The 13,478-nt window shown below is 43.6% G+C and carries 11 protein-coding genes; 8 read left to right on the forward strand and 3 right to left on the reverse strand.

Annotation, left to right across the window (positions count from 1 at the left end):
• The first annotated feature begins 83 nt into the window (after window positions 1-83).
• The 4 genes from J5X94_RS04030 (at window position 84) to J5X94_RS04045 (ending at window position 2,061) form a co-directional block, all read left to right on the forward strand.
• The gene (locus J5X94_RS04030; RefSeq protein ID WP_210540248.1) at window positions 84-734 is read left to right on the forward strand and encodes a 5-formyltetrahydrofolate cyclo-ligase; all 651 of its coding nucleotides are present in this window, start codon (window positions 84-86) and stop codon (window positions 732-734) included.
• Window positions 734-976: a hypothetical protein gene (locus tag J5X94_RS04035; RefSeq protein ID WP_210540250.1), complete on the forward strand. Its 243-nt coding sequence runs from the start codon at window positions 734-736 to the stop codon at window positions 974-976. The genes J5X94_RS04030 and J5X94_RS04035 overlap by 1 nt, the downstream gene beginning before the upstream one ends.
• A gap of 3 nt (window positions 977-979) precedes the next feature.
• A complete protein-coding gene (locus J5X94_RS04040; protein WP_210540252.1) occupies window positions 980-1,429 on the forward strand; it encodes a hypothetical protein in 450 nt (149 codons plus the stop codon).
• A 191-nt stretch (window positions 1,430-1,620) separates the two neighbouring features.
• Window positions 1,621-2,061 (forward strand): hypothetical protein, encoded by a 441-nt coding sequence (locus tag J5X94_RS04045; RefSeq protein WP_210540254.1) that lies wholly within the window; start codon window positions 1,621-1,623, stop codon window positions 2,059-2,061.
• Between the two features lie 101 nt (window positions 2,062-2,162).
• Here J5X94_RS04045 and J5X94_RS04050 read toward each other — a convergent pair whose 3' ends face one another.
• Window positions 2,163-3,524, reverse strand: a complete 1,362-nt coding sequence (locus J5X94_RS04050) for a Na+/H+ antiporter family protein (RefSeq protein WP_210540256.1) — start codon at window positions 3,522-3,524, stop codon at window positions 2,163-2,165.
• Window positions 3,525-3,993: 469 nt separating this feature from the next.
• Between J5X94_RS04050 and lon the strand changes: the two genes are divergently transcribed.
• The 3 genes from lon (at window position 3,994) to J5X94_RS04065 (ending at window position 8,628) form a co-directional block, all read left to right on the forward strand.
• A complete protein-coding gene (lon, locus tag J5X94_RS04055; RefSeq protein ID WP_210540258.1) occupies window positions 3,994-6,621 on the forward strand; it encodes an endopeptidase La in 2,628 nt (875 codons plus the stop codon).
• Between the two features lie 145 nt (window positions 6,622-6,766).
• Window positions 6,767-7,894 (forward strand): META domain-containing protein, encoded by a 1,128-nt coding sequence (locus J5X94_RS04060; RefSeq protein ID WP_210540260.1) that lies wholly within the window; start codon window positions 6,767-6,769, stop codon window positions 7,892-7,894.
• A 176-nt stretch (window positions 7,895-8,070) separates the two neighbouring features.
• On the forward strand, window positions 8,071-8,628 hold the full coding sequence (locus J5X94_RS04065) for a superoxide dismutase family protein (RefSeq protein ID WP_210540262.1): 558 nt from the start codon (window positions 8,071-8,073) through the stop codon (window positions 8,626-8,628).
• 119 nt (window positions 8,629-8,747) lie between these two features.
• On the opposite strand, the gene topA is transcribed toward J5X94_RS04065, so the two are convergent.
• Together topA and J5X94_RS04075 are read right to left on the reverse strand one after the other, a co-directional pair.
• On the reverse strand, window positions 8,748-11,405 hold the full coding sequence (topA, locus tag J5X94_RS04070; protein WP_210540264.1) for a type I DNA topoisomerase: 2,658 nt from the start codon (window positions 11,403-11,405) through the stop codon (window positions 8,748-8,750).
• A gap of 279 nt (window positions 11,406-11,684) precedes the next feature.
• Window positions 11,685-12,278 carry a hypothetical protein gene (locus J5X94_RS04075; RefSeq protein WP_210540265.1) on the reverse strand — a complete coding sequence of 198 codons (594 nt, stop codon included), beginning with the start codon at window positions 12,276-12,278 and terminating at the stop codon, window positions 11,685-11,687.
• 357 nt (window positions 12,279-12,635) lie between these two features.
• Here J5X94_RS04075 and J5X94_RS04080 point away from each other — a divergent pair, with 357 nt between their 5' ends.
• Window positions 12,636-13,172, forward strand: a complete 537-nt coding sequence (locus tag J5X94_RS04080) for a DUF2799 domain-containing protein (RefSeq protein ID WP_010196273.1) — start codon at window positions 12,636-12,638, stop codon at window positions 13,170-13,172.
• The last annotated feature ends 306 nt before the right edge of the window (window positions 13,173-13,478 follow it).

The following is a 13,478-nucleotide window of genomic DNA, read 5'->3' on the forward strand; positions in this document are numbered from 1 at the left end:
TGTTGAATATTGACAAATAGCCATTGCTAACGTCTAAAAGCAGCTGTCATCATCAAACTCACAAACTAGCGGATAGTATAGATATGCATCCTGAACCAAAAAACGCAGCGTCAGAGGAATCAGCCGTTAGCAACCCGCCCAGACGACACTTTACTCGCCAGCGTCGCCAATTAACTGACAGTACACGTAGGAATATGGGACAAGCAGCGAGCTTGCATTTGACTAAACTACAGCAGCGATTACCAAAAAATGCGCGTATTGGCTTATATTATGATGGCTTTGGCGAGCTACATACTCAGCCAATATTAGACTGGTGTCAACGCTTAGGCTATTCCCCTTATTTACCAGTCGTCGGCTCGCTCGGCCGTGATAGCAATGGCAACGATGATAAACATCTACGCTTCGTACCTGCTTATCACTCAAAGCTACTCAACATACCGACACGTATACATCGGTTAGGTATGAAGCAAAATCACCATCGCCGTCTACTTTGGGCGCGAGAATTGGACGTTATTATCTGTCCGCTGGTGGCGGTTGATAAAGATGGCAATCGTATGGGCATGGGTGGCGGCTTTTATGATACGACATTAGGCAAAGGCTATCGCTCTGGCGCGTCAAGGCCATTAAAAATTGGCTGGTGTTATGACTTTCAGGTGGTTGAACAATTAGCGCGTCAGCCGTGGGATGTGCCATTAGATGGCCTAATCACGCCAAGCGGCATAAGGTGGTTTTGATGAAAAATGACGATAAAAAGTCTGAAAAAAATTCTAGCGCTGATAATGTGGATGAGTATTTGCAGACATTAGGCAATGAGGACGCTAGAGAGCTACGTTACTACAGTCAAGAACAGGCTTTTAGTACTGATGAGTTATCAGCGGTAATTAACGAGAGACGCTTAAATGAATTACTGGCGCAAAGTGATGAGTTTTTGAGTAGTTTGAATGGTGAGATTAGAGATTTTGATGATCAGGTATGACACATGAGCACAAAAAAAATCACCATAAAGACAGTCGCTAGCTACTTCCGCTCAAAACCACTACGAATAGTTTTCGCTAGTGTATGGGCTCTGTTTGTCGGTCTTATTATTACTTCAGGTTTTGAGCCAAATCCTTATGCGCTAGAGATGCTTGATGCTCCCGAGCCGCATTCATATGATATAGAGCTCATCGTCATGTTGGTGGTTGCGATGCTTTTTCATTTAAGCTTTCTCGTTACTATCGATGTATACATGCGTAGCCAGTGGAAGTTTTTTACCATGCTGATTATTACCACGTTATTTTTACTTTGCTTCGGTATGGTGGCAATGCATACGCCGCCGTCACTAGGCTGTATGATTTTTTGGACTTTCTTATCATTTTTACTGTTTTTAGTTATTTGCTTTTGTCAGGCTTGCTCATTCTTTTCACGTTGTGTATTCCGTAGAACGTAGCAATAAATATAGAGATTTTAATACCTATTAAAAATACAAGTTACCCTACAACATCACAATCCAACCAAATATCAATAATAAAATGCTTTAACGGATAAATATTTATTTTTATATCAAACTATTGTTTATAAATTACTTATAAACTATAATTATTGGAAATAATTATCATTACCAAGCAGGCATCGTCCGTCATGAAGAGCAAAACAAAAAAAGAATTTATATCACCAGTTTCCCTCAAGGTTATTTTTTACCTTTGGGTAATAATGTTTCTGCTAACGCCTGTTGCTTATATATATGACTATAGTGGTTTTGAGCTTGCCGAACTTAAAAGCTTTGGCTTCACTCTAGCGGGATTCTATACTTTCGCACTCATAGCTTATGTGGAAATACAACGGACAAAACAGCGCAACGACAAACCATTCTCACGTATTCTTATTCTCATATCTTACGTTTTCTCAGGGATACTTATGTTTTTGTTTGGTCTGTCATTCCTAGACTATAGGCATGGTAATTTAGCGCTAGATCATGTCTATGATCCAGTTTTTCAGCTAGCTTTCTGCTACTTTCTACTTAAAACCATAACAGAAATGAAGAATGGTTTAGTTTATAAAGAGTCGCCTGTGCTTTCATAGTAACGCTTACCCTCTGTATCTCTTATTAAAATAAAACAAGACTTATTTCTAAGTCTTGTTTTATTTTATCTGCTGTTATTTAAAGGCCGTACTCTGTACGTTTACAGCACCATCGCCGCAATCCAACCAAAGGCCAGTAGCGGAATATTATAGTGAATAAAAGTAGGGATTACACTGTCTTTGATATGGTCATGCTGTCCATCAATGTTTAGACCAGACGTTGGCCCCAATGTTGAGTCTGACGCAGGCGAACCCGCATCACCCAGCGCGCCAGCCGTACCGATAATAGCAACAGTTGCCAAAGGCGAAAAACCTAAAGAGATACAGAGCGGCACATAAATCGCAGCGATAATCGGAATGGTTGAGAACGACGAGCCGATACCCATCGTTACGACCAAACCAATGCCAAGCATGACAAAAGCGGCAATGGCTTTATTACCAGCAAACAAGTTGGTTGCCCCATCAATCAGTGGCGCAATCTCACCCGTCGCTTTCATGACTTCTGCAAAACCCTGCGCGGTAATCATAATAAAGCCAATCATCGCCATCAATTTGATACCGTCATTAAAAACGCCATCAGCATCACGCCACTTAACCACGCCCGTGGCCATAAACACACCAAAGCCAAACATCGAACCCAGCAATAGCGAATCGGTATAAAGTTGTACGACAAAAGCAGTCACGATGGCAGCTAGCGCAACCAGCGTTTTTAGCTTGCTTTGCGACTGTGCGCCAGCCGCAGTTTTACTCAATGCATCGCCTTCTACGACGGCATCATGCGCTTGCTGATCTATCGCAATCTGCTGATATGCGCGTGGCTTACGGTAGCTGATAAATACGGCAACCAGCAAACCAATTAGCATCCCCAGTGCGGGAATCGCCATGGCCTTGACCACAGAGATATTAGCGATATCAATGCCCGCCTCACCGACGTTTTTTAGCATGATTTGATTGAGGTAGATATCACCAAAGCCATATGGGATAAACATATAGGTGGTGACCAAACCAAAGGTCAACAGACAAGCGATCAGACGTCTATCAATATGCATTCGATTAAATGCTAACAATAATGGCGGTACAAGTAGCGGAATAAAGGCAATATGAATAGGGATTAAGTTTTGGCTAAAGCAGCTCATAGTAATCAAGCCTGCAAACAGCATGTACTTAATCATGCCACTGGTGCCACCTGCATCAATGCGCTTGATGACCGATCCTGCCAGTGATTGCGGCAAACCCGAATGAGCAATGGCAACCGCAAACGCCCCAAGTAACGCATATGAAAGTGCAATCTGCGCCCCATTACGAATACCTTCTTGAAACGCATTGAGCGTATCAGTAATACCAAGACCCGCTATTAATCCACCAGCCAGCGCACCAATTAATAAACTGAGCACCACGTGCACTCGCGCAAGTGACAGCCCCAACATGATGATGACTGCCAGCAGTACCGCATTGATTGCCATGTGTTGCCTCGTATTCTATTTGCTTTGGTTCAATTTAAACTTATTGATATCTCATAATGTATGGATATCGCCATCGTCTTAAAAACGCTTTTTCTCGAATGTGTCTCTAAAGCGTTCTACTCTAAAACACACCGTTTAAGACGCGCGACAGTTTACCTTATTTTGCCTATAAAACCTATGCGAAGACCCCAATATATATTTGATAGATGCTATTTATAAGTGATCTATAAGCATCTGTTATGACTGCTTTCTATGATTCTTGTATGGTTACTTCCGATATACTGATTATCACCAGTGACACATTAAGCTTATAACCATATGAGGCTCTGTATTCAGTTAGATATAAATATTTTGCACAGTTAAGCAAGTGAGTTTGAGTACAAGCCTTGCAATTTTATCTGGGAGCACCATTTATCTAAACATGAACCACGAACTTGACTTTACAAGTCTGGTGAACGAGGAAAAATATATGAGTGAACATAAAATAGCCCAAGACAATATCGACATAGATGTCGACGTTTCATCTACTGTTGCTGATGATAACCAGCCAGACACGTTGTCTAGTCATGCGTCAGAAAGCGAGTTAGAGACAGCGTCTGACAATACTGAAACCACTGTCAAAGATGACGATAGTGAAAACAGTACCAGTGAAGACGACGATGCTAAAGACAGCGTTGAAGACGACACCTACTTACCGCTATTGGCACTGCGTGATGTGGTCGTCTATCCACATATGCAAATTGCCTTGTTCGTAGGCCGTGCACCATCGGTCAAAGCCGTGGAACTAGCACAGGCTGAGTATGGCAATAAAGTACTGGTAGTCGCTCAAAAAGACTCACTGACCGAAGACATTGATCAAGACAACTTATATCAATACGGTACAGTGTGCCGCATCGTCAGCACCATGCCACATGACAGCGATGAAAACTGTATCAAGGTATTGATCGAAGGTCAGTATCGTGCGCGCGTTGACAATATAGAAGATCACGACACGCTATTGATGGCGAGATTTGAGCGTGCTGACCTCGATGTCAGTATGGATGAGAGTCAGCAAAAGAACACGATTCAAGCGTTGACCACGCTATTTGAAAGCTATGCTGATGCGCGTCTGCGTAATGCGCGTGAGCTAACTCGTGTGGCGAAACGCATCGACGACTTACTTGAGTTGGTGTACTTTATCTCAACTCGTGTGTCGATGGATCTGGATATCAAACAGTCGTTCTTAGAAAAAGACGATATCAAGACGCATATCAATACCTTGACTGAATACTTGGTCAAACAAAGTGCTGAGCAAAATATCGAACAAGATATCCAAGAAGCTGTCCGTCAGCAAATGGAAGAGAATCAGCGCGAATACTTCTTAAATGAAAAAATGAAAGCCATCAAAAACGAGCTGTCAGATATGAATGACGGCGCGTTCGATGGTGAAGATGATGTGGCTGAGCTAGAGCAGCGCTTAGAAGATGCTGACCTGCCAGAAGATGTACGCAAAAAAGCAGAGCAAGAGTTTAAAAAGCTCAAAATGATGCCACCTGCATCGAGTGAATCGTCAGTCGTACGCAACTATATTGAATGGATTTTGGACACGCCGTGGAATGCGACGACCAAAGTTTCGATCAATTTAGACAAAGCTAAAACGGTACTAGACGAAGATCATTACGGATTACAAGATGTAAAAGACCGCATCTTAGAATACCTCGCCGTGCAATCACGCGTGAAAAAACTTCGTGGTCCGATTCTATGTCTCGTTGGTCCTCCAGGTGTCGGTAAAACCTCACTAGGTGAGTCGATTGCGCGTGCTACTGGTCGTAAGTTTGTGCGTATGGCACTTGGCGGCGTGCGTGATGAAGCAGAGATTCGTGGTCATCGCCGTACCTATATCGGTGCGATGCCGGGTAAAATCGTTCAATCACTGGCCAAGGTAGAAGTCAAAAATCCGCTGTTCTTATTGGATGAAATCGATAAGATGGCGCAAGACTTCCGCGGTGATCCAGCATCAGCATTGCTTGAAGTGTTAGATCCCTCACAGAACGATACGTTTAACGACCATTATTTAGATATGGACTTAGATTTGTCGCAAGTGATGTTTATCTGTACGGCTAACAGCATGGATATTCCAGCTGCGCTCCTTGATCGGATGGAAGTTATTCGCTTACCGGGTTATACCGAAGAAGAAAAAGTAAATATCGCACAGAAGTACCTCGTGCCAAAAGCAATCAAGAATAACGGTCTCAAAGAGGGTGAGATTGAGATCGTCGAAGCGGCGCTGCACAGTATCGTTCGTAGCTACACACGTGAAGCAGGTGTCCGTAACCTTGAGCGTGAAGTGAATAAAATCTGCCGCAAAGTCGTTCGCGGTTCGGTTGAAAGCCATGGCGCGCGTGCTCCGAAAAAAGCAGAACGTGAGCTAATCGTGGTCGATGACAAAAACATCGATGACTATCTTGGTGTCCATCAATATGACTATGGTCTGGCTGAAGAAGAGCCTGAGATTGGTCGTATCACTGGTCTAGCATGGACGCAAGTCGGTGGTGAGTTGCTCACTATCGAAGCAGTCGCCATGAAAGGCAAAGGCGAGCTTAGCTTTACGGGTTCACTTGGCGATGTCATGAAAGAGTCGATTCGTGCCGCCATGAGTGTGGTTCGTGCTCGCGGTGACAGCTTAGGGATTGATTACGAGACGTTCAAAACCACGGATGTCCACGTGCATATGCCTGAAGGCGCTACGCCAAAAGATGGCCCATCAGCTGGTGGTGCATTAACTACAGCACTCGTATCTGCATTGACAGGTATCGCCATTCGTCCAGATATTGCGATGACAGGTGAAATCACTTTACGAGGAAAAATCCTACGTATCGGTGGTCTCAAAGAGAAACTACTTGCGGCACATCGCGGTGGTATCAAGCATGTGTTGATTCCAGCGACCAATGAGCGTGATTTGGCTGATATCCCTGATAACGTCAAAGAAGGCCTGACTATTCAACCAGTTGCCACGATTGATGAGATATTAAAAGTTGCGTTGGTGAGTATGCCAGTGCCGCTTAAACCTGCTAAAGTGACGGTTGATAAAACCTCAAGCAAAGCACTGCATAGCTAATCTGATCAATTACTAATCCAGTCTTACAAATTAAAGAGCCGCTCATCGTAATGATGGGCGGCTTTTTTTTGACAATAATAAACAACAATCTCTCTAAAATCCTATGCTATATTTTATACAAATGTTTATTAATTAGGAAAGTACAATGTTAAATCCCTTAAGGGTGCCTCTAGTTGTAATAAACACATTACTACCCCTCGCCTTACTAGGCTGCCAGACCAACAGCCTTAATCATTCAGCACAAACCAGTACCGTTATCGACGATAAAAACTGGTCAGCGACCACACTAAAACCCAGACTGTTTCAAACGATCACCAACTACGACTGGCAATTAACGCATCTCAGTGATGGTGATGATAAACTCATAGGTCTCACTCTTCAGCCACCCCTAACTATGCACGTTCGCCCAGACCTATTAACCTTCGATGACGGCTGTTACCGATATCTCGTGACTTTTGATATGTGGTTGCCCTTACCTTATCCTTATACAGATGCATCAGTACAAGATACAGCTAAATCACCAGTCACGGCTGCTGACTGCACTTCGATATATCAAGCAACCACCCAAGACTGGCGTGGTAACACAATCATCCCTAGCGATACAGCATATCTACTAAATATGACTTTTGGGCGCTACGCAGGAACAAATTTTATATTTAATCCCGCGATAATTCAGTCCTTACAGGTTAACAAAACCGTAGAAAAACAGCTCGCTTTAAAGACCAGTAAGGGGAAAACCCTTATCTTTTCGGGCACGCCCAAACCTGAACACCCCGTAGCAGGCATACCACTCACCAATGAGTTATTAGAGCGCTATCGCTGGCAGCTGGTACAAGTGACGGACAAAGCAGGCGCAGTCTTGAGTGAATTTACGCAAATAAAAGAGCCTATTATGCTTTCCTATAGTTTGAATAACTATAGTGGCGATGAGAGTGACAAACAAAATGGCTTTCAATCAGGTATATACGGTCAAAGCTTTGGTGTATCTGTTGGCTGCAACGGCATTAGTGGACCTTACGCCCTCTCTATCAATCAAAGTTTACTCACTGGCAGCTTTCCTTCTACTATGATGAGCTGTGGCGATGCTCTTGATGATGTCGAATCACGGCTTCGACGTATGATGACCCATAGTAAGAGTCGACTGATCTTAACGCACGCGGATAATAAGGCAAAGACAACTACAGAGCAGTCAGAGCCAAACTACTTACTCACCCAAACGCTAGATTCTGGCGAAACCTTAGTTTGGCAAAGCGAAGTAAAGAAAACACCGTAACCAATTTTCAAACCCATACGATACTTACATTTATTAACCGATTGTTGCGCTTTTAGTGAATATCTATGACAAGCCCTTGGCTATACTGATTGCGACATCAACGAATGTTGTAACAAAACCAGTAACGATTATAAATATAAACATTTGAAAGACTATTTAAATAAACGGAGAAGACGATGAAAAAAGTAATTCTTGCAAGCGCTCTATTATGTGGTTCTGCTCTAGCTATGACTGGTTGCCAAAGTACAGAAGGTCAATTAAAGACTGGCAATCCACTGAATCAACCTGTGTTGAAATCAGCGCTTAAAACAACAGACGCGAATAAAACGGAAGTTGGACAAGTTTTCTTACGCCCAGTCGATGGTGGTGTACAGGTCTACGGTAAGCTAATGAATCTGACACCGGGTCAGACTGTTGCCCTACATATTCATGAAACTGGTAGCTGTGATGTTATGGGTAAAGCGGCAGGTGGTCACTTTAATCCAGACAACAAGCCACATTCTAATCCTGATGATATGAATGGTCATGCAGGTGATTTGCCAAACCTAACGGCAAATGAAAATGGTGTTGCTACTATTAATTATGTGAACAAAAAAATCGCGGCAACAGAAGCAGGTAAATATAGCGTTAATCGCCTAGCCTTTATCGTTCATGGTGGTACTGATGACTATACTAGTCAGCCAGCAGGTAATGCAGGCGACCGTATCGCTTGTGGTATCATCGAAAAGAACTAATAACATTTAGAGCTTATTGACAGCATAAAAAAAACCTCTTAGATAATCTAAGAGGTTTTTTTATGACTTAAAATATTACGATGGCAAGATGGAGATACAAGCCTAAAGGTAAAAAAGGATTACTCTTCTACCCACTCGCCTTTGCGCCAGTACACACCCCAACGCGTGGCTTTGCCATTTTTCTCAGAGCCGATATACTGCTCTTTTTTCTTACGTGACCAACGTAGGATCGTTGCATTGCCTTCAGGATCTTCGTCTGGACCTGCAAACAGATATTGGAACTTGTCTTCCATTTTGTCTTTGATTTCTCTTAGCTCAGCGAGCTTGGGTGCACGTGTCTCCCTTACTTTCGGGAACTTAGATGCTGCCAAGAACATCCCAGCTGCGCCTTCACGCAAAATGAAGTAATCCTCATGCTTGACCGATTTTAGCTCTGGCAAGTGAATAGGATCCATGCGCGGTGGTGCTGCTTCGCCTGTTTTTAGTACTTTACGAGTGTTGTCACATTTTTGACAAGCAAAGTAAGGACCGAAACGTCCCGTCTTCAGCTCCATTTGCCCATCACACTTATTACAATCGATGGTCGGTGCATCCGAACCCGGTACTTCGAACTTACCTTCTTCTAGAATATAACCGTCGCAATCAGGGTTGTTACCGCAGATGTGAAGCTTGAGACCACCATCCACGATATAGCCGTTCATCGCTGTGCCACATTTCGGACAGCGTTTTTTCTCCATCAAATCTTTGACTTCAGCTGCTTCGTCTTCTTCACCTTCGGCATCATCAAGATTGGCAAAAGCTTCAACTGGCATTAAGTTTTTAGTGCCTTTACAGCGCTCTTTCGGTGGTAAATTATAACCCGTACAACCTAAGAAGACACCCGTAGAACCTGTACGTAACTGCATCGGACGATCACAAATATCGCAGTGGACGTCTGGTACATCGGTTGGATCATTTGGACGCATGCCGTCTTTTTCTTTAGCACGATCGAGCGTGGTTTTGAAGTCACCGTAAAAATTATCGAGGACATCTTTCCAGTCTGTATCACCTTCTGCCACATGATCAAGCTTGTCTTCAAGCGCGGCGGTAAAGGTATAATCCATCAAATCTGGAAAACTTGCCGTCAGTCTGTCAGTGACGATATCGCCCATTTTTTCCGCAAATAAACGCTTGTTCTCAAGCTTCACATAACCGCGATCTTGAATGGTCGAGATAATAGAAGCATAAGTCGATGGACGACCGATGCCTTTTTTCTCAAGCTCTTTGACTAAGCTTGCCTCGGTATAGCGCGGTGCAGGCTTGGTAAAGTGTTGGCTTGGATCAAGCTTGTCTAGCGTTAACTTATCGCCTTTTTTGACATCAGGTAACAAGGTATCATCGGTCTTTGCCGGCGGCATGACTTTGGTATAGCCGTCAAATACTAGCGTACGACCACGCGCTTTTAGCTCGACATCATCAGCGCCAACAAACAAGTTCACTGATAGATATTTCGCTGGTAGCATTTGGCAGGCGACAAACTGACGCCAAATCAGCTCATACAGACGTATCGCATCACGTTCAACGCCTTTCAGCTGTGTGGATTTCATATTGACATTAGACGGACGAATCGCCTCATGCGCCTCTTGTGCGCCTTGCTTATTGCCATAGAAGTTAGGCTTTTCTGGTACATACTTCGCGCCATAGCTGTCTTCGATATAGCCACGTACCGCTGCCAGTGCATCGCCAGATAAAAAGGTCGAGTCGGTACGCATATAGGTAATATGACCGGCTTCGTATAAACGCTGCGCCAAAATCATGGTTTTCTTAACCGAAAATCCCAATCGCGTACTGGCTGCTTGTTGCAATGTCGAGGTAATAAATGGCGCACTCGGACGTGATTGTGTTGGCTTTTCTTCACGCTCTTTGACGATAAAGTCGTTGGCGTTAAGCACTTCTAAGACTTTATCCGTCTGCTCTTTATTGACGAGCTTTAGCGTTTTGCCACCTTGCTTGGTTGCTTCTAGACGAATGGCAATTTGTTCAGCGTCTTTTTTACTGCTGGCGACATGAGTATCAGCATGAATCTGCCAGTACTCTTCTGGGATAAAGGCGCGAATTTCATGCTCACGCTCGACCACCAAACGCATGGCGACCGACTGTACACGCCCTGCTGACAGACCACGAGCAACCTTTTGCCACAATAATGGCGATATCATAAAACCAACGACGCGATCCAAAAAGCGGCGTGCTTGCTGGGCATTGACGCGATCGATATCCAGTTTTGAGGGTTGTTTAAAGGCATTTTGAATGGCGGTTTTGGTAATCTCGTTAAAGACCACGCGCTCATACTTGCTATCAGCGCCACCAATGACTTCTTTGAGGTGCCAAGCGATGGCTTCCCCTTCTCTATCCATATCCGTTGCCAGATAGATTTTATCAGCGTCTTTGGCTAAGGCTTTGAGCTCTTTGATGACTTTAGTTTTGTTTGGCAGTACTTCGTACACTGCTGCCCAGTCATGTTCAGGGTCGATACCCATGCGACGTACCAATGCTTGCTGCGCTTTTTCTTCTTTGCTCAGACTGTCATCTTTTTTGCTAGTCGCTGGCTTCTTCGCGCTTTTACTCGCACCGACGGGTAAATCGCGTACGTGTCCGATACTCGAGCGAACAACGAAGTCATTGCCGAGGTATTTATTGATCGTTTTTGCCTTGGCTGGTGACTCGACAATCACCAAAGACTTACCTTTGGAGCTGTCAGAGACAGGAGCTGGACTTTTTTTAGTTGTGGTTTTTGCCATATTTGACGACACCATAATATAAGTAGTTTAAAAGTAAGGTTAAATTCAGCAGCATGGCAATTTATGGAAGCTGATCATCATAGATCAACGATTTATTGTAATAATAGCTGCCGATATAAAAAGGTATAAAGCAAGCAACGACGCCGATACGAGTCATAAAACAGCAATAAAGATACAAAGACGTTACACTGCTAGGCGCTGAGCTGTCAACTGTAAATAACTGGGGCATCGCAAAACTGCTTGCCTATTGCTCATTAATGGAGACTAAAAAACGATTTACTAGTTCTTGCGATTTTTTTGCATCTGTAACGCCCACGCTTCAAGCTGTGCTTTCAGTACTAGTAAGTCTGCCTCAATCATTTTTTGCTGATAATTAGGGTTTGTCACTGGGCGCACATAGGCGATATCTTCCCAGTAAATAACAATGCTATTGGACTTGATTAACAAGGCTTTTACAAACGGCTCAATACTGGATGGCAATGCTAGCGGCACTTTATCCAAGCTAAAATTGGTTTGAGGTGGCGTATTGCCATTACTACTGCCACTCGCATTTTTGTCTGCAGGATTTGCGTTGCTGTTTGCATTGATGTTTGCATTGCTATCTGGTCGCCAGCATCCATCTATGACCTGATAACGGGTTAGCGGCAGTTTGACATTATCTAGCACCAAGCCATACTGACCAAGCATCCCGCGACCATATTCATTGTCTTTGCCCCTGATCCAATCCGGACAAGCGATCAGTTTTGGGTTCAACTGTAAGCGACGGGCGGTCATGCGTAAATGATCCAAGCGCTGATCGATACCGCTCGGTTTGAGCGCCATCATACTCCCTAGTACAAATAGTACAATGGCGATGACAATCCATATTCCCATAACAACCTGACCTTTAGCTGAATTAAAATACTGCTGAGGCAATACATTTGACCTGATCTATCATAAAACCTATTAACGAGTAACTGACTGACCAGTGATTTGTCATACCCGTCCTTATAATAAGCACGAACCATAAAAAATCAAGCAGGGCTCATAAAGGGAATAGTCGATAATCAGGTGATTGCCATTTAATTGGCACTTGATTGGCAAATGCATTTCACCCAGAAATTCTACTATTTATACTGTCATATCAATCAGTTAGTACGAAAAAAATAAGTTTAATAACAAGATACAAAAAGTTGTACGCAGCAAAAAGTGCTATGATAAACCATAATTTTAGACGCGCGCAGGTTTATTATGAATTATCTTATTGAGTCAAACTCATCAACCGCTCTTTTAGCCAGCAAACTGACGAATAAATTCATGAGTAAAACCAGTATCGTCTTCTCGCTGATGAGCGCCGCATTATTCACTCTGTCAGGCTGTGCCACGACCCAAAGTCTCACACCGCAGCAGTGCCAAAGCAGCAATTGGCAAGAAGTCGGCTACGCAGATGGCATCCGTGGACGCTCGGGCGCATACTTTGGTCAATATACCAATCAATGCGCCAGCGTCGGCGGTGCTAGCCCCAACCGCATTCAATGGGAACAAGGTCGACAGCAAGGTCTGAAGACCTACTGCACTGAACTCAATGCTTACAAGATTGGTCGCGAAGGCTATGACTGGCAGCCTGTCTGTCCCCTTGAGGGCATCGAAAAGTTGGAAGAAGCTTACTCTCAAGGACGCTACTATTATATTCGCCAGCGTGATCTTGATTATCTACGCACGCCCTATCCATTTGCCTACGGACCTGCTGGTCGTTATGGTTATAGTCCGTTTGTCTATGGCTGGTAATCTAGGGCGTGTCATCAATTAGCACATTTATATATTTAGTGGTCTTAAAATGGCTAAATTTTGCTAAACATTGTTATCCTTGCTAACCATATAAAGCTTCTTATCCCTTCAAAAAACCATATCGAAATCAAGATAGCGATAATTGAATGAGATATTGTGGCAAACGGGACAGTGTAGTAAACAAATCTTGCATTAAAGGAAACCTCGCAAGGTTACCCTAGCGAGGTTGAAAAAAGTTTATTATTTTAATTATTCTTATTATTATCTTGGGGTCTGTTGAACATTCAAATATTAGGACTGCTGATT

Source organism: Psychrobacter sp. K31L (genome assembly GCF_017942195.1).
Lineage (GTDB): Bacteria > Pseudomonadota > Gammaproteobacteria > Pseudomonadales > Moraxellaceae > Psychrobacter > Psychrobacter glaciei.